This is a genomic window from Ensifer sp. ENS06 (genome assembly GCF_014852205.1).
In the GTDB taxonomy this organism is placed as follows: Bacteria; Pseudomonadota; Alphaproteobacteria; order Rhizobiales; family Rhizobiaceae; genus Ensifer; species Ensifer adhaerens.
This window is the reverse complement of sequence record NZ_JACVBC010000001.1, coordinates 1,423,672-1,444,695: the sequence shown is the minus strand read 5'-3', so window position 1 is coordinate 1,444,695 and position 21,024 is coordinate 1,423,672. Positions and strand designations below refer to the sequence as shown.

The window sequence follows — 21,024 nt, the reverse complement described above, 5'->3', positions numbered from 1 at the left end:
CAAATTCTGAAAACACGAAAGGCCCGGAGCGATCCGGGCCTTTTCCTTTGGGCGGATGGCAGAAGGGACTTGCCCCTGCCTGCCTGTTCAGAGCGTCACGCCAGCCAACGCGCGATCCTGTCCATGGCCTCGACCATGTCGGCCTCGGCGCCGGCATAGGAGAAGCGCATTGTGCGGTGCCCTTCCAGCGGATCGAAGTCGAATCCCGGGGTTGCCGCGACGTTGATCTCGGCGAGCATCCGCTTGGCAAAGGCCATGCTGTCATTGGTAAAGCGGGTGACATCCGCATAGGCGTAGAAGGCACCGTCCATCGGCGAGGCGATCGAGAAGCCGATCTCCGGCAACCGCTTCATGAGCATGTCCCGGTTGGCGGCATAGGCGGCCTTGTAACGGTCGAGCTCCTCATGCGCGTTGAGCGCTGCTTCTGCCGCGATCTGCGAGAGCTCGGGCGGCGAGATGTAGAGGCTCTGGGCGATGCGCTCGAAGCCGCGCACCTTGTCAGCCGGCAGCACCATCCAGCCGATCCGCCAGCCGGTCATGCAATAGTATTTCGAGAAGGAGTTGATGACGATTACCTCGTCGGTCACCTCCAGCGCGCTTGCCTCTTCGCCGGCAAAGGTCAGTCCGTGATAGATCTCGTCGGAAATGAAGGCGATCGATTCGGCCCGGCAATAGTCAGCCAGCGCCTTGAGGCCCGCCCTGCCCGTCACCGTTCCGGTCGGGTTGGCTGGGCTCGCCAAAAGCACGCCCTTCAATGGACGGCCTATTTTCGCAGCGGCACGCGAAAGACTTTCAGGCGTCAGAGTGAAGCCGGTCTCGGCATTGGCCTCGACCTCGACGACCGTCAGGCCAAGCGCTGCGAGGATGTTGCGATAGGCCGGATAGCCGGGCCTCGCGATCGCGACGCAATCGCCAGGATCGAAGAGGGCCAGGAAAGCGAGATTGAAGCCTGCGGATGAGCCGGTGGTGACCGCGACCCGCTGCGGATCGAGCGCGATGCCGTGGCGCTTTTCATAGTGCCGGGCGATTGCTGTGCGCAGCGACAAGGTGCCGAGCGCATCGGTATAGCCGAGCCGGCCATGTTCAAGCGCTTTGCGCGCCGCTTCAAGAGCTGCCTTCGGCGCCGGGTGGGCGGGCTGCCCGACGGCCATCGAAATCACCGGGTGGCCGGCATCCCGGCGACGAGTCGCCTCCGCCAGTACGTCCATCGCATGGAAAGGTTCGACGGCACTGCGTTTTGACAAATCTACCAACGGAAAATCCTCGATATGCGGCTGTTCTCCAGCCCTTTGCCCGATGAAAATGACCTTCACAAGTCCGCGAGTGCCGTATTTCCGCCGATTTTGCCGTTTCGTTTCCGCGGCACCCACCCTATGCTGCCGGCATATTGCGGATACGAGGAATCCTGTTGTCATTCAGAACAGCCGGTTGACCCGGCGACACGCGATGGACGACACACGGGATACGCAAGGACAACGAGGTAGAAATGAACTTCAGCACCAAGATGATTGCCGCCGGGACGCTCGCAGCGCTCGTGGCCGGGGTCAGCCTGCCCCAGAACGCATTCGCGCTCGACGCGAAGCAGAAGGAAGAGATCGGCGCCTTCATCAAGGAATACCTGATCGCCAATCCGGAGATCATGCTCGAGGTCCAGGAGGCGCTGACGACGAAACAGCGCGCCAAGCAGCAGGAAGCGGCGGAAAGCGCGATCACCGAGAACAACAAGGCGATCTTCAATTCCGACTACGACATGGTGCTCGGCAATCCCAAGGGGGACGTCACCGTTGTGGAGTTCTACGACTACAACTGCGGCTACTGCAAACGCGCGCTTTCCGACATGGACGACATCCTCGCCAAGGACAAGAACGTGCGCTTCGTGCTGAAGGAACTGCCGATCCTCGGACCGGATTCGCTGGCCGCCCACAAGGTGAGCGCCGCCTTCCGCCTGGTCGCTCCGGAAAAATACGGCGACTTCCACCGGGCGCTGCTCGGCGGGGAAGACCGCGCCACGGAGGAGACAGCGCTTGCGGTTGCCGCCAAGCTCGGCGTCTCCGAAAAGGACCTGCGCGCGAAAATGGAAAAGGAGCCGCATGATGCGGCCGTGCGCGAGGCCTACAGCCTTGCCAACGACCTCGGCATCACCGGAACGCCCTCCTACGTCATCGGCAACGAAGCGGTCTTCGGGGCAGTCGGCGCCGACGAGATCGAGGGCAAGGTCGCCAATATGCGCGAATGCGGCAAGACCGCCTGCTGACAAACCTTCCCATGACTGTGGACAAATCCCGCGGGGGCCCAAAGGGCTTTTCCTCGCGGGACCATCAGTCTATAGGTAACCCTCCATGACCGGACCGGAATCCCTTATGCCATCGACCATTTTCGTGCTGAACGGCCCCAACCTGAATGCGCTGGGCAAGCGCGAGCCGGGTATTTATGGCGGCCAGACCCTGGCCGACATCGAGGCCATGTGCAAGGCAGAAGGCAAGGCGCTCGGATTCGACGTCGATTTCCGCCAGTCGAACCATGAGGGAATGCTGGTCGATTGGCTGCACGAGGCCGGCAACGTCGCCGCGGGCGTGGCAATCAACCCGGCCGCCTATGGCCACACGTCGATCGCGCTTCACGATGCCATCCGCGCCATCGGCATTCCGGTCGTCGAACTGCACCTCTCGAACATCCATGCGCGTGAGGAGTTCCGCCACAAGTCGATGATCGCACCCGCCGTCAAGGGCGTCATCTGCGGCTTCGGCGCCCAGAGTTACATTCTTGCGCTGCATGCGCTAAAGAACCTGACAAATCCGTCGAAATAAAAAGAACACAAGAGGCTCATATTCCATGGCTGACAAGAAACCAGGTATCGACCAGGCGCTGATCCGCGATCTCGCCAACATTCTCAAGGACACCGATCTGACCGAGATCGAAGTCGAGCAGGACGACCTGCGCATTCGCGTTTCGCGCAACGGCACGCCGGTTGCCATGCCGATGGCCATGCCGCAGATGCCGGCTTACCAGATGCCCGCCGCAGCGGCCGCTCCCGCAAACGCCGTTGCTGCTCCTGTCGCCGAGAGCGCCCGTGCATCGAAGAATGCCGTGACCGCGCCGATGGTCGGCACTGCCTATCTGTCTCCCGCACCGGGAGCCCGCCCCTTCGTTGAGGTCGGCGCCACGGTCAAGGAAGGCCAGACGATCCTCATCATCGAAGCGATGAAGACAATGAACCAGATCCCGGCTCCGCGCTCGGGCAAGGTCACCGAAATCTTCGTCCAGGACGCAGCCCCCGTCGAATATGGCGAACCGCTGATCGTAATCGAATAAGGCGGCGCGGCGATGATCTCGAAAATTCTCATTGCCAATCGCGGCGAAATCGCCCTTCGCGTGCTTCGTGCCTGCAAGGAACTCGGCATCGCCACGGTCGCCGTTCATTCCACGGCCGACGCCGACGCCATGCATGTGCGCCTCGCCGACGAGAGCGTTTGCATCGGCCCGCCGCCCTCGCGCGATAGCTATCTGAACATTCACCAGATCGTCGCCGCCTGCGAAATCACCGGTGCCGACGCTGTGCATCCAGGCTACGGCTTCCTGTCGGAAAACGCCAAGTTCGCCGAAATCCTTGAAGCGCACGACATCACCTTCATCGGCCCGACGGCGGAACACATCCGCATCATGGGTGACAAGATCACCGCCAAGCAAACGGCGCAGGAACTTGGCATCCCGGTCGTTCCGGGCTCCGACGGCGAAGTGAAGCCGGAAAACGCCCTCGAAGTCGCCCGCAAGATCGGTTTCCCGGTCCTGATCAAGGCGACCGCCGGCGGCGGCGGCCGCGGCATGAAGGTCGCCCGCAGCGAAGCTGACCTCGAGGAAGCCGTTGCGACGGCCCGCACCGAAGCGCTTGCCGCTTTCGGCAACGACGCCGTCTACATGGAGAAGTACCTCTCGAAGCCGCGCCACATCGAAATCCAGATCGTCGGCGACGGCGCCGGCAATGCGGTGCATCTCGGTGAACGCGATTGCTCGCTGCAGCGTCGTCACCAGAAGGTCTGGGAAGAGGCAAACTCTCCGGCGCTCAACGTCGACCAGCGCATGAAGATCGGCCAGGTCTGCGCCGACGCCATGAAGAAGCTGAAGTATCGCGGCGCCGGCACGGTCGAATTCCTCTACGAAAACGGCGAGTTCTATTTCATCGAAATGAACACCCGTCTTCAGGTCGAGCATCCGATCACCGAGGCGATCACCGGCATCGACCTTGTGCACGAGCAGATCCGCGTCGCCTCCGGCGGTGGCCTCTCGGTCCGGCAGGAAGACATCGTGTTCTCCGGACACGCGATCGAGTGCCGCATCAATGCCGAAGACCCGCGCACCTTCGTCCCATCCCCGGGCACGATCACGCATTTCCATGCGCCGGGCGGTCTTGGCGTGCGCGTCGACTCGGGTGCCTATCAGGGCTACCGGATCCCGCCTTACTACGACAGCCTGATCGGCAAGCTGATCGTGCACGGCCGTACCCGCGTCGAATGCATGATGCGTCTGCGCCGCGTGCTTGACGAATTTGTCATCGACGGCATCAAGACGACGCTTCCGCTGTTCCAGGACCTGATCAATAATCAGGACATTGCCAACGGCGACTACGATATCCACTGGCTGGAGAAGCATCTGGCCGCCACGTCCGAGTAAGGACCTGACATTGAAGGGGACGCGCAGCAAGCAGCCCGATATTACGCCGGACATGCTGCTGCGCGCCTATTCGATCGGCCTCTTCCCGATGGCCGATTCGGCTGACGACCCGGAAATCTTCTGGGTCGAGCCGGAAATTCGCGGGGTGATCCCGCTCGCAGGCTTTCACACCTCTCGCAGCCTCGCCAAAACCATCCGCCGAAAGCCCTTCGACATCCGCTTCAACACCGCGTTCGAAGCGGTCATGGACGGCTGCGCTGCCCCTGCTCCCGACCGGCCAACCACCTGGATCAACAACAAGATCCGCACGCTCTACGCGACGCTGCATACGATGGGCTATGCCCACAGCGTCGAGGCGTGGGAAGGCGACCAACTGGTTGGCGGACTTTACGGCGTTTCGCTCGGCTCGGCCTTCTTCGGCGAAAGCATGTTTTCCAGACGCACCGACGCCTCGAAGATCTGCCTCGTCCATCTGGTCGAGCGACTGAAGGCGCGTGGCTTCGAACTGCTCGATACACAGTTCACCACCGAGCACCTGAAGTCGTTCGGTGCCATCGACGTGCCAAAGGCGGAATACGAAGTGCTTCTGGCGAACGCGATGTCGTCGCCCGACCTCGCCTTCTAACCAAGCCAAATCTCAAAGAATGGGAATACGCCGCCGCTCAGCGCTTCTGCGCGGTGTCCGGCGGCGGCAGGTCCGAGGTCGCCTTGCAGGACTGCAGCCAGACGTCATAGACCGGATGCTCGACGGCGTTCAGACCGGGGCTATCGGCAAACATCCAGCCGGTGAAGATGCGGCGGATCTTGCGGTCGAGTGTGATTTCCTCGACCTCGACGAAGGTCGTGATCTTCTGCGCTTCCGTGTCGTCACGGCTGTAGCAGACGCGCGGCGTGACCTGAAGGGCGCCGAACTGCACGGTCTCGCCGATGTAGACGTCGAAAGTGGTGATGCGGCCGGTGATCTTGTCGATACCGGAGAACACGGCGACGGCGTTGGAAAGGCGGGCTGCGTCAACCGCTTCCGCAGATGCGACCAGCGGCAAGGCGGCAAGCAGGGACAAGCCCAAACGCCGTGTTCCTTGGCCGATTGCCTTGCGCAGATCAGAACCTGCCATAGTCGCCTGTCTCCCGCGTATCCTGTTCGTCATCGATGGATTTCAGGCGCTAACCATCAATTGTGGCCGCGCCATGATCGAGGAACCCATTCCGCGGTCCGTCGTCGTCACTGAGAACAGATTGTTCAGGAGCCGGGCGTCCAGGCGTCGTAGTCGCCGGTCACGCGGGGACGCTTGCCGGTGGCGGCAATCGAGCCCTGCGGGCGGTAGGCGTTGGCCGTTCCGGTCGGATTGACGCGGTGCGCCTTCTGCCATTCGCGCGGCGTGTACTTTTCATCAGCCGGAGAAACGTCGGTCCGGTGATGCATCCAGCCGTGCCAGCCGGCCGGAATGGCGGAGGCTTCGGCGTAGCCGTTGTAGATCACCCAGCGGCGGGTGCGGCCTTCGGAGTCCTTGCCGCCCTGGTAGTAGACATTACCGAGTTCGTCTTGACCGACCCGTTGACCGTGGCGCCAGGTGTGAAAGCGCGTTCCGATCGTCTGTTCGTTCCACCAGGTGAAAATCTGCAGCAGGAGCTTCATGGATGCCGTCCTTGACCGGCCGTTGGGAAGGCGGCCAGATACCAAAACAATGTTCCCGCTTATGCCCCGCCGCTCAGGGCTTGTCCAGTGATTCCGAGGCGGAGGCGGTCATTTCAACGGCAGCTGAAAGCCGAAGTGGCTGCGCGCAAAGCCGAGACGCTCGTAGAACCGATGCGCATCGGTGCGCACGGCGTTGGACGTGAGCCTTACCTTCTTTGCGCGCTTCTCCCGCGCCTCGCCGATCGCATGGCGCATCATGCGCTCACCGATCCCACGGCCGCGCATGTCCGCACGCGTCTGGACCGCTTCGACGATCAGGCTGGAGCTTCCACGCCCCGACAGAGACGTGTGCAGCGCGGTTTGAAAAGTGCCGACGACCTGCCCTTCAAGAACCGCAACAAAGAGTGTCTGCAGCGCCGAGGCTTCAATCCGGTCGAAGGCAGCGGCGTAGTCCGCGAAGGCCTCGGGGTCGGTCGTGTCGCCGTGGCCGCCGAGCGGATCATTGGCGAATAGCGCGACGATCGCTTCGAGGTCCTTACGCTCGGCCTTGCGGATCAAGAGTTCGGTCGCGTCCATGGTTTCCTCGCTCACATCGTTCGTCGCCCGCGGATCAAACACCCGGAGGTAACGGCGCGATGACAGAGCCGTGCCTCTCAAGCTTATCCACAGGCATGCGAAACTTCAGGCAATCGGACGGATCGCCTAGCCGAGAAGCGGCTTTTCCAGAGCGATGGCCGGCAGACCGGACGGGTCGTCAACCTGGGTCTCGCCCACTTCGGCAAAGCCGTGCGCGCGATAGAAGGTGAGCGCGTGCAGGTTCTGCGGCTCGACCTCGACGCGCATGCGCTCGGCGTCCGGGAAGCAGGTTTCGAGTTCGGCGAAGATATCGCGGCCGACGCCCTGGCGCTGGAACTTCGGAAGGACATAGAGCTGGTGCAGCACCACCGTCTTGGCTTGCGTGTCGGACATCGCCGCATAGCCCATGCCGCCCAGCTGCCTTCCATCGTCGGCAACAAGAAACTCGGCGTTCTTGCGCGCGAGCCGGGCTTTGAGCGCCGGCAGCGAATGCCAGCGCTCCGTGAGTTCGTTGACCTTCTCGACACCGTAGAAAGTGTCATAGGTCGCGTGCCACGTTTCGATCAGCAGAGCGCGAACCTTCTCCAGGTCGCGCTCGCTTGCCGTGCGCACGAAGAACATCGTTATTCCTCGATGCCGAGCTTGGCCTTCACGAGCGCCTGTACAGCCTGCGGGTTGGCCTTGCCGCCGGTCGCCTTCATCACTTGGCCGACGAACCAGCCAGCGAGCGAAGGCTTGGCCTGCACCTTGGCGACCTGATCCGGGTTGGCGGCGATGATCTCGTCGACGGCCTTCTCGATGGCGCCGGTGTCGGTCACCTGCTTCATGCCGCGCGCTTCAACGATCTCGGCCGGGTCGCCGCTCTCGTTCCAGACGATCTCGAAGAGGTCCTTGGCGATCTTGCCGGAGATGGTCTCGGCCTTGATGAGATCGATGATGCCGCCGAGCTGTGCCGGGGAAACCGGAGTCTCTTCAATGGCTTTGCCGGCTTTGTTCAAGGCACCGAGCAGGTCGTTGATGACCCAGTTGGCGGCAATCTTGCCGTCGCGCCCTTCGGCAACCGCCTCGAAATAATCGGCGATCGACTTTTCGGAGACGAGCACCGAGGCGTCATAGACCGAGAGGCCGAGGTCGCGCACGAAGCGCTCCTTCTTGTCGTCGGGCAGTTCCGGCAGGTCGGCCTTCAGCGCCTCGACGAAAGCATCGTCGAACTCCAGTGGCAGCAGGTCCGGATCCGGGAAGTAGCGGTAGTCGTGCGCGTCTTCCTTGGAGCGCATCGAGCGGGTCTCGCCCTTGTTCGGGTCGAACAGGCGGGTCTCCTGGTCGATGCTGCCACCGTCCTCAAGAATGCCGATCTGGCGGCGTGCCTCGTATTCAATCGCCTGGCCGATGAAGCGGATCGAGTTGACGTTCTTGATTTCGCAGCGCGTGCCGAAGCCCTCGCCCGGACGACGCACAGAAACGTTGACGTCGGCGCGCATCGAGCCTTCGTCCATGTTGCCGTCGCACGTGCCAAGATAGCGCACGATCGAGCGCAGCTTCGTCATGTAGGCCTTGGCCTCATCCGACGAGCGCATGTCCGGCTTGGAGACGATCTCCATCAGCGCCACGCCCGAGCGATTGAGGTCGACATAAGACATCGACGGATGCTGGTCGTGCATCGACTTTCCGGCATCCTGTTCCAGATGCAGGCGCTCGATGCCGATCTCGACATCCTCGAACTGGCCCTGACGATCCGGCCCGACCGAAATGATGATCTTGCCCTCGCCGACGATCGGATCCTTGAACTGCGAGATCTGATAGCCCTGCGGCAGGTCCGGATAGAAATAGTTCTTGCGATCGAAGATCGAGCGATTGTTGATCGCGGCCTTGAGGCCGAGACCGGTGCGCACCGCCTGCTTCACGCATTCCTCGTTGATCACGGGCAGCATGCCGGGCATAGCGGCATCGACCAGCGAGACGTTCGCATTCGGCGCATTGCCGAACTCCGTCGATGCGCCCGAGAACAGCTTCGAATTGGAAAGCACCTGGGCATGGACTTCCATGCCGATGATGACTTCCCAGTCGCCAGTGGCGCCGGGGATGAAGCGTTTCGGATCGGGGGTGCGGACGTCGACAATGCTCATATCATGCTCTTCTTTGAAGCCTGAATTCTTGGTTTCTCGGTAGAACAATTGGTCCGCCGGTGCAAGTTGTTCGGCTGGATCAGAAGCGCCATATGCAATCTCATGCGGACAGCGAGCCTCTCTTAACCACCGTTTAGCGCCTATCGGCAAGACTTCGCTCATGTCCATCGGCCCTGCCCTGCTCTCGTTCGCAATTCTCGTCAACTTGGCGGCCTTCGGGCTGTTCTGGTACGACAAGCAAGCGGCGCGCTCCGGCCGACGGCGGATCAGCGAGCGGACCCTGCTCACTCTCGCCTTTTTCGGCGGCAGCCCGGGAGCGATGACGGCGCGCCATATCTTCCGACACAAGACGCGTAAGGAACCCTTTCGCACGCGCCTCGCGTTGATCATCGTCTTGCAAGTGGCGCTGGCGGCCATTGGCACCCTGGCGTTGCAATGACACCTTGACGCGCGAACGACGGCCTTTTAGGAAGGCACCGTTCTATTGGAGTTTTTATGTTCCGTTCTTCGCCTGAGTCCCGGTAAAGCCCGTCCGCGTAATCCGCTTTGATTGCGCGCACGGGCCGGAAACGTCACCCCGCATCTTCAGTAATTTGCGGAACGTTTTCCTGCGTTCATACGAACGCGATTCCGGAACATTCAGACAATGGACATCTCGCGCGCAGAACAGCGCATTCTTCATCATTTGGCCCAGGGCGGCCGCATCGAAATCACCCGCGACGACAAGGCGATCACCGAAATCCGGTGCTTCACCCGTGACGGCTGGGTCTATCCCGGCTTCGACCTCGAACTTTTCCGCAAATTGAAGCGGAAGAAGGCGATTTCATCGTCCGGCGGAAAACCCTACCGTATCACGGAACGCGGGCTGCAGCTCGTGCGCTCCGAACTTAACAACCGCTAGCGGCGAATACGAACGATACCGGGCATGCCAGCATGCCCGGTATCGTCAGATGCGCACTTTACTTTACGGAAAGCGACTTACGTCGCGTGAGCGCTCGACGGGGCAGCGCATTGCACGCGGTCGCGGCCCGCAGCCTTCGCCTGGTAGAGCGCGCGGTCGGCCGCAAGCAGCAGGCCGTCGAGACCGGTGTCGCGGGTCATGACTTCGGCAGCGCCGATGCTGATGGTGACGGTGATCCTTCCGCCCTGCTCCAGATCGATATGGAGCGCGCGCACGGCCTCGAGCAGTCGCTCGGCGACCTTGAGCGCATCAGTCGGGGATTGCCGAACCAGCACAACGGCAAACTCTTCGCCGCCAAGCCGACCGACGAGATCCTCAAAACGCAGCGTCCCGCGAACGGCGCCTGCGACCGAGACCAGCACCTGATCGCCGACGGCGTGACCATAGGTGTCATTGATCGCCTTGAAGCGGTCGATGTCGAGCATCATTACCACGGTCCCGCCTTTTCGGGCGACCGGCGCTGCGATCAGCGCGGCCGCGCGCGCCATGAAGGTCGCGCGCGCCAGGCACTGGGTCAGAAAATCATAATCGACCGCATGGGACAGGCGCCCAATCAGCGCCCGTCGTGCGGCATCGACGCTGGCGACCGCCAGCGGGCAGAGCGCAAGAAGGGTCGTCCCCAGCCGGGTGGAGGTGAGCGTCTCCTCGGCAACGCCGCTGACGCCGAGATGCAGGGCGCCGGAGGCAACGGCAATCTGCGTCAACACACAGACGATCGCCGTCAGGATCGTCACCGGGAACAAGCCATAGCTGAGCGCGCACCACAAGAGTGCCGGCACCGGGAAAGCGAAAGCGCCTGGGCCGCCGATGACGAGCGCCGCAGCGCAGGACAAGACCAGGGAGACGAACGGCCAGACGGTTGCAAAAGCAGAGGCCGTTGACACCGCCGTTCTCGTGGCACGGGATCGCAAACCGTCTTCAGGAAGCGGCGCTGCCAGGAAAACCGGGAGCAGAACCACATAATTGACCAGCTCGGTGGTGAGCCAGGCGACGAATGCGTCCGCGACGGGTTTGCCGAAGGACAAGTGAACCGCGACCGCTCCGACGAGCGAGGCGCCCATCGCCGCCAGAGAGGAGGCAGCGAACATGTAAAGGACCGAGCGCGCCCGGCGCAGGTGCCGATGCTCCGGCGAAAAGCGGCGATAGAGCAGGAAGCCGATGACGACGCCGACCATGTTGGCCGCATTCAGCGCCGCAGCTTCATAGAGATCCGCGCCGGTCACCAGGTCCGCAAGAACGTAGGCCAATGCCGCCGTCAGCCATCCAGCCGGGCTGGCGAGCGACGGTTTTCTGATCAGCAGACCGAGCAGGATCGCATTTGCCGGCCAGATCGAAGCCAGCATGCCGACCGGGCGACTCAAGATGCCGAGCACGCAGGCGGTGAAGACGATCACGCCCAGGCCGGCAAGCCAAAACGAATGGTGGAAAGGTCTCAGAACCAACGGTCGCGGAACCGTTTTATCCAGCATCTGCAACAAGCGCCCCCCTTGCGGTGCCCCGCCACCACGTCATACCCCATAATATTTCATGGGCCTAATGAATGCGGTGTGAATAGGCCAGCCGGCTTTGCGCGTGGCTGCCATGCATGGGGTGGCGGGGTGTCAGTGATCCGGGCTTTGCTCCAGAGATTTGCTCAGACCGATGAAGGCAACATCGCTGTCGAGTTGCGGCGCATAGGCGGTCGACAGCCAACTCACGCCATAGCCGTGATTGCGGAAGAAGCGCACGGCGCGGTCGTTGCGCGCGTGCGTCTTGGTGGTGGCCGCGTCGAATCCGTCCGCAGCAATACGACGCTCGATCTCGGCAAGCAGCAGCCCGCCGAAGCCCCTGCCCTGGAGCTGCGGCTCGATCCACAGATCGGAGATCGCATTGTCGAAGTTCTCGCACGCCACCCAACCGCAGATGGCGCCCTCGCCTTCGACGAGCAAAACGGAAAGCCAGTGATCGAACAGAAAACGGAGAAATGCGGCCTCGGCCACGCGCCGCATCATTTCGCCATCGGCGAGGCCCGCAATTGCCGACTGCCAGGATCTAAGGCCGATTTCGGCCAGCCGGTCGACGTCGCCGGCGCGGGCATGGCGGATGACGGGCATGACGCGGTCTCCTTCCGCGACAAGAGTGGCTTTCAATGCAACCGAAGAAGAAAGGGCGGTACCTCGTCGGTACCGCCCCTCAAGAGATTACCACCATTTGGTGGGTGTGAAGCGGCCGGCCGCCTGTTCGATCACATGCGCCGTCTTGAACAGCGTCTCTTCCTCGAACGGCTTGCCGATCAGCTGCAGGCCAAGCGGCAGGCCCTTGTGGTCGAGACCGCCGGGAACGGCAATACCGGGAAGGCCGGCCATGTTCACCGTTACCGTGAAGATGTCGTTGAGGTACATCTTGACCGGATCGGATGCCAGATCCTCGTCGGCGATGCCGAAGGCAGACGACGGCGTCGCCGGCGTCAGGATGGCGTCAACGCCGGCATGGAACGCCAGTTCGAAGTCGCGCTTGATCAGGGTGCGCACCTTCTGTGCCTGCAGATAGTACGCATCGTAGTAGCCGGCCGAAAGCACGTAGGTGCCGATCATGATGCGGCGCTTGACTTCGTGACCGAAGCCGGCGGCGCGCGTCTTTTCGTACATGTCGACGATGTCCTTGCCGTCGACGCGCAGGCCGTAGCGAACGCCGTCATAGCGGGCAAGGTTCGAGGAGGCCTCGGCCGGAGCGACGATGTAGTAGGCCGGCAGCGCGTATTTCGTGTGCGGCAGGGTGATGTCGACGATCTCGGCACCGGCTTCCTTCAGCCAGGCAATGCCCTGCTGCCAGAGCGCTTCGATCTCTTCCGGCATGCCATCGACGCGGTATTCGCGCGGAATGCCGATCTTCATGCCCTTGATCGACTTGCCGATCGCGGCTTCGTAATCCGGCACCGGCAGATCGACCGAGGTCGTGTCCTTGGCGTCGACGCTTGCCATCGACTTCAGGAGGATCGCGGCATCGCGCACGTCACGGGCGATCGGGCCTGCCTGGTCGAGCGACGAGGCGAAAGCGACGGTGCCCCAGCGCGAGCAGCGACCATAGGTCGGCTTGATGCCGACGGTGCCGGTGAAGGCTGCAGGCTGGCGGATGGAGCCGCCGGTATCGGTGGCGGTCGCGCCGGCGCAGAGATGCGCGGCAACGGCTGCGGCGGAACCACCGGAGGAGCCACCCGGCACGAGATCCAGATTGGAGCCCTTGGCGCGCCACGGGTTCTTGACCGCGCCGTAGTAGGAGGTCTCGTTCGACGAGCCCATGGCGAACTCGTCCATGTTCAGCTTGCCGAGCATGACGGCGCCGTCGCTCCAGAGGTTCTGGGTCACGGTCGATTCGTAGCGCGGCGCGAAACCGTCGAGGATGTGGCTGCAGGCCTGGGTGTGCACGCCTTCGGTGGCGAAGAGGTCCTTGATGCCGAGCGGGATGCCTTCGAGCGCACCGGCCTTGCCGGCGGCGATACGCGCATCCGAGGCTTTGGCCATCTCTCGTGCCTTTTCGGGCGTGACGGCGATGTAGGCGTTGATCGCCTCATTGGCGGCATCGATCGCGCCGAGATAGGCATCGGTCAGTTCGACGGCGGTGATGTCCTTCGCGGCGAGCTTGGTGCGGGCTTCGGCAATCGTCAGGCTGGTAAGGTCGGTCATGGTAAAATCTGGCTTTCGCAATCAGAAACGTCGGGGCGGCTGGCGGGAGATTACTCGACCACCTTCGGAACGAGGAAGAAATTGCGATCGGAATTCGGCGCATTGGCAACGATGTCGTCGGCCTTGTTGCCGTCCGATACGGTGTCCGTCCGCTTCTTCATATCCATCGGCGTGACCGAGGTCATCGGCTCGACGCCATCGACATTCACTTCGGAGAGCTGCTCGACGAAACCGAGGATGCCATTGAGCTCACCCATCATCCGTTCGGCTTCTTCTTCGCTGACGGCGATACGGGCAAGGCGCGCGACGCGCTTCACGGTGGCAAGGTCTACGGACATGATCGTCTCCGGTAACTGGAACTTCCCCCGCTATAATGGCGCAGGGCGAGCCACGCAACGGGGGAATTGCCGGAGGACCGGGCCTCTCGTCAAAAGGCCCGGCGCAACATCAGATCTCGACGACGCCGCCGACGTGCGGCGTCGCCACCTTGGTCGACGCGCTTTCCATGCCGGCAACGAAGGTTTCCGGGGTCTGGTCGATGATCGGGAACGAGCCGTAATGGCAGGGGATGGCTGTCGAGAACTTGAAGAAGCGCTGGCAGGCCAGGGCCGCAACCGCCCCGCCCATGGTGAAACGATCGCCAATCGGCACGATGCCGATCTCCGGCTGATGCAGCTCGTTGATCAGCGCCATGTCGGAGAAGATGTCCGTATCACCCATGTGATAGAGCGTCGGCTCGTCCTCGAAATGCAGCACCAGGCCGTTGGCATTGCCGAGCGAGTGCGAGACGCCGTCCTCGGTCAGCTGCGCCGACGAATGCAGCGCGTTGACGAAGGTCGTCGAGAAACTACCGAGATTGATCGTGCCGCCGGTGTTCCCCATTTCCAGCGCCTTGACGCCATGCCGGCCGAGCCAGGCGGCAAGGTCGGCATTGGCAACGACCGTCGCGCCCGTCTCCTTGGCGATCGCAATGGTATCGCCGACATGGTCGCCGTGACCATGGGTCAGGAGAATGTGGGTGAGCCCGGCGGTCGCGTCCCGGCGCTCCTCGTCGCGGAACGCCGGATTGCCGGTAAAGAAGGGGTCGATCAGGATTTTGGACTTTGCCGTTTCGATGTGAAAGGCGGCATGGCCGAGCCATTTGATCTTCATGACGATCTCCCTGATGATTTGTCTGTCGCAACAGCATATGGATCAGACAACTCTCCGCGCAAAGATCGAATCGACAATCCCATGGCAATTCTCACCATCGAAGAACTCGCAGCCCAGCTACAGCCGAACCAGGCGATTGCAGGCCTCGACCTCGGCACGAAAACGATCGGCCTCTCGGTCTCCGATCTCGGTCGCCGCTTTGCGACCCCGCGCGAGGTGATCCGTCGGGTCAAGTTCGGCGTGGACGCGGAGGCGCTGCTGTCGGCAGCGACGAAAGAAAAGATCGCGGCCTTCGTCATCGGCCTGCCCGTCAATATGGACGGCAGCGAGGGGCCGCGCTGTCAGGCGACCCGCGCCTTCGTGCGCAACATGGAACAGAAAACGCCCCTGCCCTTCGTCTTCTGGGATGAACGGCTTTCGACCGTCGCGGCCGAGCGGGTGCTGATCGAGATGGACGTGTCACGACGCAAGCGGGCCGAACGCATCGATTCGGCCGCGGCCTCGTTCATTCTTCAGGGCGCGCTCGACAGGCTGGCGTCGCTGGCAAGAGACGGCCTCTCGGACTGAGGGGCCGCGGCACCGAAGCGGCGACGATACCAGGCGGCGATCTGGCGGCGCTTGCGAAAGCCGATGATGGCGAAAACGATCAGGCTGTCGACGACGATCGCGCGGGCTACGAGCGGCGGAATGGTTTCCGGCGGGATGCCGAGGACGTTTCCGTAGATCTGGAACACCAGATCATGGGTTTGGCGCGTCAGCATAAAGAAGCCGAAGCTCATGTCGTAGTACGACAGGGCGTACCAGGAGCCCAGCAGCAGGATCGGCCCGCCCCAAAGGATCAGAAACCACTTCATGCGGCTCCCCTTTCCGAGATCTGCCGAAAGACAACTGGGTAAATCGCGCGGTCAGCCAGCACGACGGCCACAAGAACCATAGCCGGAACTGCGATATCTAGCGCCAGTCCGGCAAAAAACATCATCATGATGATCATAAGACCAGTTCTCACCGAACCGCTCCATTCCGGAATCCATTAAAATTCCGGATCAATCTCCGCCCTTGCGGCGACCCGCGCAACGTAAACCATTTGTTAAGGTTAATTTTCACAGGGCAGTCCGGTCGCGGATCCTTGAAGGCGGGACACTCCCGTTTGATCGCCGCCTCGTGCCACTAGCGCATTCCGGTCGGCGATGATTTGAGGTAGCGATAGACGTCCCGCACGCAGGCCCTCCCCCATGACCGTCGTCTTTGAAAGCATCCTTCCCGTATTCCTCCTGGTTCTGCTTGGCGCCTGGCTCAAGCGTTCGACCTTGATCGATCAGGGTCTTTGGCTCGGGCTCGAGCAATTCGGCTACTTCATCCTTTTCCCGTCGCTGTTGTTTTCGACGCTCGCCCAGGCCGATTTTGCCGGATTGAAGGCCGATGCGACGGCGATCGCAACGATCGGAAGCGTCAGTTTGATGTCGGTCTTCGTGCTGCTGTTGTGGCCGATGCTGCGGAACCGCCAGGTATCAGGTGCATCCTTCACCTCGGTCTTCCAGACGGCGACACGCTGGAATGGGTTCATGGCGCTGGCGATCGCGCAGAAACTCTATGGCCCGATTGGCCTGACACTGACCGCCCTGGTGATGACGCTCGTGATCATCCCGATCAATCTCTACAATATCGGTGTTCTCGTCTGGTTCGGCGGTGGCAATCGCGACTTCCGCCGCTTCTTCGCCAAGATCGTCACCAATCCGCTGATCGTCGCCTCGGTGCTCGGTATTCTCGTCAACATGATCGGATTGAAGATCTACGGCCCAGTGATGGCCACGATCGATATGCTGGCAAGCGCCTCGCTCAGCCTCGGCCTGGTGATGGTCGGTGCGGGCCTGCGGGCATCCGATGCGCTGAAGCCCAGCAGGACGGCGTTGCTCGCGGTCTTCCTCAAGCTGATCGTGATGCCGGTCTTCATGGTGAGCGCGAGCTACCTGCTCGGCATTCGCGGCGATGCTCTGCTGGTCATCGCGCTCGGCGCGGCCGTGCCGACCGCGATGAACGGCTATCTACTGGCCAAGCAGATGGATGGCGACGCCGAACTCTATGCGGCGGTCGCGACCGTCCAGACGGTCGTTTCGTTCTTCACGATACCGCTCGTGCTCTGGCTGACGGCTTACGCCGCAGGGGGCTGACGGCTTACGCCGGACGTCCTGCGGCTCAGGCCGCAGGGGGATAGAGAAGGTCGAGGATGTAGGCGGAATCGAAGCGCGAATCGAGCATGCCGTAGGTCGAGCGCCACCCGGCAGCCAGGCGCGATTCGAGGAAGGCGTCGGCAATGCGACCGGCACCGAGACGGTAGAGCTCGGCGGCAGCGGCCGCGAGCGCCAGTTGCTCGACCAGCATGCGGGCCGCACCCTCGTCACGCTCGCACAGCGACATGGCCGCGCGCAGCACGTCGATCGTCTTGCGACCGGACGGGCCGAGATCGCGGGCCAGCACGACGAAGAGCTGCTCGAACAGATCCTTGCCCTTGGCGAGAACCCGCAGCACATCCAGCGCCATGACGTTGCCGGAGCCTTCCCAGATGGCATTCACAGGCGCTTCGCGGTAGTGGCGCGCCAGTGCCCGCTCTTCCACATAGCCGTTGCCGCCGAGGCACTCCATCGCCTCATAGATCAGAGCCGGCGCGATCTTGCAGGCCCAGTATTTCGCAACCGGCGTCATGATCCGCGCGTAAGCCGCGTCTTCCACGCTGCTGCGCGCCTTGTCGAAGGCTTCGGCCAGGCGGAACGAAAGTGCGCTTGCCGCGGCAACGTCGAGCGCCATGTCGGCGAGCACCCGCGTCATCATCGGCTGGCTGACGAGCGGCTTGCCGAAAACCTTGCGGCCGCGGGTATGATGTACGGCTTCGGCAAGCGAGGCGCGCATCATGCCGGCGGAAGCGAGCGCGCAGTCGAGCCGCGTCAGCGTCACCATGTCGAGGATCGTGCGGAGGCCTGCATCCGGCGCGCCGAGAATGAAGCCGAACGTGTCTGAGAACTCGACCTCGGAAGACGCATTGGAGCGGTTGCCGAGCTTGTCCTTCAGCCGCTGGAACCGCAGGCCGTTGGCGCTGCCGTCTTCCAGGAGCCTCGGTACCAGGAAGCAGGCAAGCCCTTCGCGGGTCTGCGCCAGCATGACGAAAGCGTCGCTCATCGGCGCCGACATGAACCACTTGTGGCCATTCAGCCGATAGATGCCCTCGCCCACGCGTTCGGCCGTCGAAGTGTTGGCGCGCACGTCGGTGCCGCCCTGCTTCTCGGTCATGCCCATGCCGACGGTGACGGCCGACTTCTGCATCCACGGACGGTTGGTGGAATCGTACTTGCGCGACAGGATCTTCGGCGCCCACTCCTTCTGCACCGCCGGCGACGCGGTGATCGCGGCCAGCGATGCACTGGTCATCGTCAGCGGGCAGAGATGGCCGCATTCGAGCTGCGCCGTCAGATAGAAGCGGATCGCCCGCGTCTTGTGCGACTGGTTGCGCTCGTCCGGCAGATTTTCCCAGGCGGACGCGTGCAGGCCCGAGGACATCGAGCGGCGCATCAGCGCATGCCAGGCCGGATGGAACTCGACGACATCGAGACGCTCGCCGAGCGGCCCGTGGGTCTTCAGCTTCGGCGGACCTTCGTTCGCCATGCGCGCCAGCTCCTGGGCCTCCGGCGAGGTGACGTAGCGGCCGAGCACGTCGAACTCATCGCGCAGCGTCTTGCTCATGCCCGATGTGATGTCGACCACCAGCGGATCGGAGCGATAGGCGTTGACACCGGACCAGGGCTTGGGCTGGTTGAGCTCGGCGAGTTTCTGTTCAGTCCGGTTCATCTGATTCATGGGCCGGTTCTAGCGCAAGTTTCTCGACCACGGAACGGGGCGAAGAAAAGATAGGATCGCCGTTGCAAGTTTTCTGCGGACTGAACCGCGCAAGCCTTGCCGTGCCGGGGACCAGGTCTTATAGAGCGACCACATTTCCAGAGCGCAAGGGCGGCCCATGATCACTTTCCCGCATCGCCACCTGCTCGGCATCAAGGGGCTCACGGAGCAGGATATCACCTATCTGCTCGATCGCGCCGATGAAGCCGTCCAAATCTCCCGTCAAAGAGAAAAGAAGACGTCGACGCTTCGGGGTCTGACGCAGATCAACCTCTTCTTCGAGGCCTCGACCCGCACGCAATCTTCCTTCGAACTTGCCGGCAAACGCCTTGGCGCCGACGTGATGAACATGTCGGTCGGCAATTCCTCGGTGAAGAAGGGCGAAACGTTGATCGACACGGCAATGACGCTGAACGCCATGCACCCGGACGTGCTGGTCGTGCGCCACTCCTCGGCCGGTGCCGCAGCCCTTCTCGCACAAAAGGTCTCCTGCTCCGTCGTCAACGCGGGCGACGGCCAGCACGAGCACCCGACGCAGGCGCTGCTCGACGCGCTGACGATCCGCCGCGCCAAGGGCAAGCTCTCGCGCATCATCGTGGCGATCTGCGGCGACGTGCTTCACTCGCGCGTTGCGCGCTCCAACATCCTGCTCCTGAACCAGATGGGCGCACGGGTTCGGGTCGTCGCACCGGCGACGCTGCTTCCCTCCGGGATCGCCGACATGGGCGTCGAAGTCTACCACTCGATGGCCGAGGGCCTGAAGGATGCCGATGTCGTCATGATGCTGCGCCTGCAGCGCGAGCGCATGGCCGGGTCCTTCGTGCCGTCTGTACGCGAATACTTCCACTACTACGGGCTCGATGCGGAAAAGCTGAAGGCAGCCAAGGCGGATGCGCTTGTCATGCATCCCGGGCCGATGAACCGCGGCGTCGAGATCGCCTCGGAAATCGCCGACGGGCCGCAGAGCGTGATCGAACAGCAGGTCGAGATGGGCGTTGCCGTGCGCATGGCGGTTATGGAAACGCTGCTTCTCTCGCAGAACCAGGGGCCGCGCACATGACCAGACCACTCGTTCTGAAGAACCTTCGCATCGTCGATCCCTCGCGCAATCTCGATGAAGTCGGCACTGTTATCGTCGGCGACGACGGCCTTATCCTTGCTGCCGGTGCCGATGCCCAGAACCAGGGCGCGCCGGATGGCGCCTTCGTCAAGGACTGCGCCGGCCTCACCGCCGTTCCGGGCCTCGTCGATGCCCGCGTCTTCGTCGGCGAACCGGGAAGCGAACACCGCGAGACCTTCGAGTCCGCATCGCGTGCCGCCGCTGCCGGCGGCGTCACCACCTTCATCGCCATGCCGGAGACCGACCCTGTCATCGACGACATCGCGCTCGTCGAATATGTGAAGAAGACGGCGCGCGACAAGGCGCTCGTCAACGTACACCCGGCCGCAGCGCTGACCAAGGGTCTTGCCGGCGAAGAGATGACCGAGTTCGGCCTGCTTCGCGAAGCGGGTGCTGTCTGCTTCACCAATGGTCGTCGCTCGATTCACGACACGCTGGTCCTGCGCCGCGCCATGACCTATGCGCGCGAATTCGGTGCCGTCATCTCCCTTGAGACCCGCGACAAGTATCTCGGTGCCAACGGCGTCATGCACGAGGGCCTGCTTGCAAGCTGGCTCGGCCTTTCCGGGATCCCGCGCGAAGCGGAGATCATTCCGCTCGAGCGCGACCTGCGCATCGCCGGACTGACGCGTGCCGCCTATCACGCCGCCCAGATCTCGGTTCCCGAATCGGCCGCCGTGATCCGTACCGCACGCGAGCGTGGCGCCAACGTCACCTGCGGCGTGTCGATCAACAATCTCGCGCTCAATGAGAACGACATCGGCGAATACCGGACATTCTTCAAGCTTTCGCCGCCGCTGCGCAGCGAGGACGACCGGATCGGGATGGCCGAGGCACTGGCCGACGGCACAATCGATATCATCGTCTCCTCGCACGACCCGCAGGACGTCGACACCAAGCGGCTGCCCTTTGCCGATGCTGCCGATGGGGCGATCGGCCTGGAAACGCTGGCCGCGGCCGCGCTTCGCCTGCATCACAGCGGCCAGGTTCCGCTGATGCGCCTGATCGATGCGATGTCGACGCGGCCGGCGGCGATCTTCGGTCTCGACGCCGGTACGCTGAAACCCGGCGCCAAGGCCGATATCACAGTCCTCGATCTCGACGAGCCCTGGGTGCTTTACGAAGAGGCGATCGTTTCTCGCTCCAAGAATACGCCGTTTGAAAATGCGCGCTTTACCGGGCGGGTCGTGCAAACCTATGTTGCCGGCAAGCTGGTGCATTCGGCCTAAGCCGAAAGC

The 21,024-nt window shown here is 62.7% G+C and carries 25 protein-coding genes; 11 read left to right on the top strand and 14 right to left on the bottom strand.

Annotated features, from left to right (window positions below):
• Nucleotides 1–95 precede the first annotated feature (95 nt).
• Nucleotides 96–1,253, bottom strand: coding sequence for a pyridoxal phosphate-dependent aminotransferase (locus IB279_RS07125; RefSeq protein ID WP_089045752.1), 1,158 nt, complete (start codon nucleotides 1,251–1,253; stop codon nucleotides 96–98).
• 233 nt (nucleotides 1,254–1,486) lie between these two features.
• Between IB279_RS07125 and IB279_RS07120 the strand changes: the two genes are divergently transcribed.
• The 5 genes from IB279_RS07120 (at nucleotide 1,487) to aat (ending at nucleotide 5,293) form a co-directional block, all read left to right on the top strand.
• Nucleotides 1,487–2,254 carry a DsbA family protein gene (locus tag IB279_RS07120; RefSeq protein ID WP_060606546.1) on the top strand — a complete coding sequence of 256 codons (768 nt, stop codon included), beginning with the start codon at nucleotides 1,487–1,489 and terminating at the stop codon, nucleotides 2,252–2,254.
• Between the two features lie 106 nt (nucleotides 2,255–2,360).
• On the top strand, nucleotides 2,361–2,807 hold the full coding sequence (aroQ, locus tag IB279_RS07115; RefSeq protein ID WP_034795448.1) for a type II 3-dehydroquinate dehydratase: 447 nt from the start codon (nucleotides 2,361–2,363) through the stop codon (nucleotides 2,805–2,807).
• Between the two features lie 25 nt (nucleotides 2,808–2,832).
• Nucleotides 2,833–3,312: an acetyl-CoA carboxylase biotin carboxyl carrier protein gene (gene accB / locus IB279_RS07110; protein ID WP_090294493.1), complete on the top strand. Its 480-nt coding sequence runs from the start codon at nucleotides 2,833–2,835 to the stop codon at nucleotides 3,310–3,312.
• A gap of 12 nt (nucleotides 3,313–3,324) precedes the next feature.
• Nucleotides 3,325–4,668, top strand: a complete 1,344-nt coding sequence (gene accC, locus IB279_RS07105) for an acetyl-CoA carboxylase biotin carboxylase subunit (RefSeq protein WP_113188317.1) — start codon at nucleotides 3,325–3,327, stop codon at nucleotides 4,666–4,668.
• Between the two features lie 10 nt (nucleotides 4,669–4,678).
• A complete protein-coding gene (gene aat / locus IB279_RS07100) occupies nucleotides 4,679–5,293 on the top strand; it encodes a leucyl/phenylalanyl-tRNA--protein transferase (protein ID WP_034795444.1) in 615 nt (204 codons plus the stop codon).
• A gap of 37 nt (nucleotides 5,294–5,330) precedes the next feature.
• On the opposite strand, the gene IB279_RS07095 is transcribed toward aat, so the two are convergent.
• From IB279_RS07095 to gatB, 5 genes are all read right to left on the bottom strand, one after another.
• Entirely contained in the window at nucleotides 5,331–5,783 is a 453-nt protein-coding gene (locus IB279_RS07095; RefSeq protein ID WP_034795441.1) for a DUF2155 domain-containing protein, read from the bottom strand.
• Nucleotides 5,784–5,908: 125 nt separating this feature from the next.
• Nucleotides 5,909–6,304: an NADH:ubiquinone oxidoreductase subunit NDUFA12 gene (locus IB279_RS07090; protein ID WP_034795438.1), complete on the bottom strand. Its 396-nt coding sequence runs from the start codon at nucleotides 6,302–6,304 to the stop codon at nucleotides 5,909–5,911.
• Between the two features lie 108 nt (nucleotides 6,305–6,412).
• Complete coding sequence (locus IB279_RS07085; protein ID WP_113188329.1) at nucleotides 6,413–6,880, bottom strand: GNAT family N-acetyltransferase; 468 nt, start codon at nucleotides 6,878–6,880, stop codon at nucleotides 6,413–6,415.
• Between the two features lie 126 nt (nucleotides 6,881–7,006).
• Complete coding sequence (locus IB279_RS07080; RefSeq protein WP_113188316.1) at nucleotides 7,007–7,501, bottom strand: GNAT family N-acetyltransferase; 495 nt, start codon at nucleotides 7,499–7,501, stop codon at nucleotides 7,007–7,009.
• 2 nt (nucleotides 7,502–7,503) lie between these two features.
• Nucleotides 7,504–9,006, bottom strand: a complete 1,503-nt coding sequence (gene gatB / locus IB279_RS07075) for an Asp-tRNA(Asn)/Glu-tRNA(Gln) amidotransferase subunit GatB (protein WP_113188328.1) — start codon at nucleotides 9,004–9,006, stop codon at nucleotides 7,504–7,506.
• Between the two features lie 160 nt (nucleotides 9,007–9,166).
• Between gatB and IB279_RS07070 the strand changes: the two genes are divergently transcribed.
• Together IB279_RS07070 and IB279_RS07065 are read left to right on the top strand one after the other, a co-directional pair.
• A complete protein-coding gene (locus IB279_RS07070; RefSeq protein WP_060522221.1) occupies nucleotides 9,167–9,445 on the top strand; it encodes a DUF1294 domain-containing protein in 279 nt (92 codons plus the stop codon).
• A gap of 207 nt (nucleotides 9,446–9,652) precedes the next feature.
• Nucleotides 9,653–9,907, top strand: a complete 255-nt coding sequence (locus IB279_RS07065) for a YjhX family toxin (protein ID WP_034795416.1) — start codon at nucleotides 9,653–9,655, stop codon at nucleotides 9,905–9,907.
• A gap of 77 nt (nucleotides 9,908–9,984) precedes the next feature.
• Here the strand turns inward: IB279_RS07065 and IB279_RS07060 are convergent, their stop codons facing one another.
• From IB279_RS07060 to IB279_RS07040, 5 genes are all read right to left on the bottom strand, one after another.
• Complete coding sequence (locus tag IB279_RS07060; protein ID WP_113188315.1) at nucleotides 9,985–11,436, bottom strand: diguanylate cyclase; 1,452 nt, start codon at nucleotides 11,434–11,436, stop codon at nucleotides 9,985–9,987.
• A gap of 132 nt (nucleotides 11,437–11,568) precedes the next feature.
• Entirely contained in the window at nucleotides 11,569–12,060 is a 492-nt protein-coding gene (locus IB279_RS07055) for a GNAT family N-acetyltransferase (RefSeq protein ID WP_089045734.1), read from the bottom strand.
• A gap of 87 nt (nucleotides 12,061–12,147) precedes the next feature.
• Nucleotides 12,148–13,629: an Asp-tRNA(Asn)/Glu-tRNA(Gln) amidotransferase subunit GatA gene (gene gatA, locus IB279_RS07050; protein ID WP_060583558.1), complete on the bottom strand. Its 1,482-nt coding sequence runs from the start codon at nucleotides 13,627–13,629 to the stop codon at nucleotides 12,148–12,150.
• A gap of 50 nt (nucleotides 13,630–13,679) precedes the next feature.
• Complete coding sequence (gene gatC, locus IB279_RS07045) at nucleotides 13,680–13,967, bottom strand: Asp-tRNA(Asn)/Glu-tRNA(Gln) amidotransferase subunit GatC (RefSeq protein WP_034795408.1); 288 nt, start codon at nucleotides 13,965–13,967, stop codon at nucleotides 13,680–13,682.
• A 109-nt stretch (nucleotides 13,968–14,076) separates the two neighbouring features.
• A complete protein-coding gene (locus IB279_RS07040; RefSeq protein WP_034795392.1) occupies nucleotides 14,077–14,781 on the bottom strand; it encodes a metal-dependent hydrolase in 705 nt (234 codons plus the stop codon).
• Between the two features lie 81 nt (nucleotides 14,782–14,862).
• Here IB279_RS07040 and ruvX point away from each other — a divergent pair, with 81 nt between their 5' ends.
• Complete coding sequence (gene ruvX / locus IB279_RS07035; RefSeq protein ID WP_090294502.1) at nucleotides 14,863–15,348, top strand: Holliday junction resolvase RuvX; 486 nt, start codon at nucleotides 14,863–14,865, stop codon at nucleotides 15,346–15,348.
• Here the strand turns inward: ruvX and IB279_RS07030 are convergent.
• Together IB279_RS07030 and IB279_RS07025 are read right to left on the bottom strand one after the other, a co-directional pair.
• Nucleotides 15,294–15,635, bottom strand: coding sequence for a DUF6105 family protein (locus IB279_RS07030; RefSeq protein WP_192339130.1), 342 nt, complete (start codon nucleotides 15,633–15,635; stop codon nucleotides 15,294–15,296). The two genes, ruvX and IB279_RS07030, sit on opposite strands and share 55 nt — an antisense overlap.
• Nucleotides 15,632–15,772 (bottom strand): hypothetical protein, encoded by a 141-nt coding sequence (locus tag IB279_RS07025; protein WP_089045732.1) that lies wholly within the window; start codon nucleotides 15,770–15,772, stop codon nucleotides 15,632–15,634. Before IB279_RS07025 ends, IB279_RS07030 begins: the two co-directional genes overlap by 4 nt.
• A gap of 241 nt (nucleotides 15,773–16,013) precedes the next feature.
• Here IB279_RS07025 and IB279_RS07020 point away from each other — a divergent pair, with 241 nt between their 5' ends.
• Nucleotides 16,014–16,949: an AEC family transporter gene (locus tag IB279_RS07020; RefSeq protein WP_113188314.1), complete on the top strand. Its 936-nt coding sequence runs from the start codon at nucleotides 16,014–16,016 to the stop codon at nucleotides 16,947–16,949.
• A 25-nt stretch (nucleotides 16,950–16,974) separates the two neighbouring features.
• Here the strand turns inward: IB279_RS07020 and IB279_RS07015 are convergent, their stop codons facing one another.
• The gene (locus IB279_RS07015) at nucleotides 16,975–18,627 is read right to left on the bottom strand and encodes an acyl-CoA dehydrogenase family protein (protein ID WP_192339129.1); all 1,653 of its coding nucleotides are present in this window, start codon (nucleotides 18,625–18,627) and stop codon (nucleotides 16,975–16,977) included.
• Between the two features lie 157 nt (nucleotides 18,628–18,784).
• Here IB279_RS07015 and IB279_RS07010 point away from each other — a divergent pair, with 157 nt between their 5' ends.
• Nucleotides 18,785–19,726: an aspartate carbamoyltransferase catalytic subunit gene (locus IB279_RS07010; protein ID WP_034795379.1), complete on the top strand. Its 942-nt coding sequence runs from the start codon at nucleotides 18,785–18,787 to the stop codon at nucleotides 19,724–19,726.
• Nucleotides 19,723–21,015, top strand: a complete 1,293-nt coding sequence (locus IB279_RS07005) for a dihydroorotase (protein WP_113188313.1) — start codon at nucleotides 19,723–19,725, stop codon at nucleotides 21,013–21,015. The genes IB279_RS07010 and IB279_RS07005 overlap by 4 nt, the downstream gene beginning before the upstream one ends.
• Nucleotides 21,016–21,024 lie beyond the last annotated feature (9 nt).

Excerpts from the sequence above, each read along its gene's own strand:
- IB279_RS07085 (WP_113188329.1), bottom strand. The coding sequence starts at position 6,880 with ATGGACGCGACCGAACTCTTGATCCGCAAGGCCGAGCGTAAGGACCTC.
- IB279_RS07055 (WP_089045734.1), bottom strand. The coding sequence starts at position 12,060 with ATGCCCGTCATCCGCCATGCCCGCGCCGGCGACGTCGACCGGCTGGCC.
- IB279_RS07040 (WP_034795392.1), bottom strand. The coding sequence starts at position 14,781 with ATGAAGATCAAATGGCTCGGCCATGCCGCCTTTCACATCGAAACGGCA.
- accC (WP_113188317.1), top strand. The coding sequence starts at position 3,325 with ATGATCTCGAAAATTCTCATTGCCAATCGCGGCGAAATCGCCCTTCGC.
- ruvX (WP_090294502.1), top strand. The coding sequence starts at position 14,863 with ATGGCAATTCTCACCATCGAAGAACTCGCAGCCCAGCTACAGCCGAAC.
- IB279_RS07020 (WP_113188314.1), top strand. The coding sequence starts at position 16,014 with ATGACCGTCGTCTTTGAAAGCATCCTTCCCGTATTCCTCCTGGTTCTG.
- IB279_RS07060 (WP_113188315.1), bottom strand. The coding sequence starts at position 11,436 with ATGCTGGATAAAACGGTTCCGCGACCGTTGGTTCTGAGACCTTTCCAC.
- IB279_RS07070 (WP_060522221.1), top strand. The coding sequence starts at position 9,167 with ATGTCCATCGGCCCTGCCCTGCTCTCGTTCGCAATTCTCGTCAACTTG.
- IB279_RS07065 (WP_034795416.1), top strand. The coding sequence starts at position 9,653 with ATGGACATCTCGCGCGCAGAACAGCGCATTCTTCATCATTTGGCCCAG.
- IB279_RS07090 (WP_034795438.1), bottom strand. The coding sequence starts at position 6,304 with ATGAAGCTCCTGCTGCAGATTTTCACCTGGTGGAACGAACAGACGATC.
- accB (WP_090294493.1), top strand. The coding sequence starts at position 2,833 with ATGGCTGACAAGAAACCAGGTATCGACCAGGCGCTGATCCGCGATCTC.
- gatC (WP_034795408.1), bottom strand. The coding sequence starts at position 13,967 with ATGTCCGTAGACCTTGCCACCGTGAAGCGCGTCGCGCGCCTTGCCCGT.
- IB279_RS07095 (WP_034795441.1), bottom strand. The coding sequence starts at position 5,783 with ATGGCAGGTTCTGATCTGCGCAAGGCAATCGGCCAAGGAACACGGCGT.
- gatB (WP_113188328.1), bottom strand. The coding sequence starts at position 9,006 with ATGAGCATTGTCGACGTCCGCACCCCCGATCCGAAACGCTTCATCCCC.
- IB279_RS07005 (WP_113188313.1), top strand. The coding sequence starts at position 19,723 with ATGACCAGACCACTCGTTCTGAAGAACCTTCGCATCGTCGATCCCTCG.
- IB279_RS07025 (WP_089045732.1), bottom strand. The coding sequence starts at position 15,772 with ATGATCATCATGATGATGTTTTTTGCCGGACTGGCGCTAGATATCGCA.
- IB279_RS07080 (WP_113188316.1), bottom strand. The coding sequence starts at position 7,501 with ATGTTCTTCGTGCGCACGGCAAGCGAGCGCGACCTGGAGAAGGTTCGC.
- gatA (WP_060583558.1), bottom strand. The coding sequence starts at position 13,629 with ATGACCGACCTTACCAGCCTGACGATTGCCGAAGCCCGCACCAAGCTC.
- IB279_RS07120 (WP_060606546.1), top strand. The coding sequence starts at position 1,487 with ATGAACTTCAGCACCAAGATGATTGCCGCCGGGACGCTCGCAGCGCTC.
- IB279_RS07015 (WP_192339129.1), bottom strand. The coding sequence starts at position 18,627 with ATGAATCAGATGAACCGGACTGAACAGAAACTCGCCGAGCTCAACCAG.
- aroQ (WP_034795448.1), top strand. The coding sequence starts at position 2,361 with ATGCCATCGACCATTTTCGTGCTGAACGGCCCCAACCTGAATGCGCTG.
- IB279_RS07030 (WP_192339130.1), bottom strand. The coding sequence starts at position 15,635 with ATGAAGTGGTTTCTGATCCTTTGGGGCGGGCCGATCCTGCTGCTGGGC.
- IB279_RS07010 (WP_034795379.1), top strand. The coding sequence starts at position 18,785 with ATGATCACTTTCCCGCATCGCCACCTGCTCGGCATCAAGGGGCTCACG.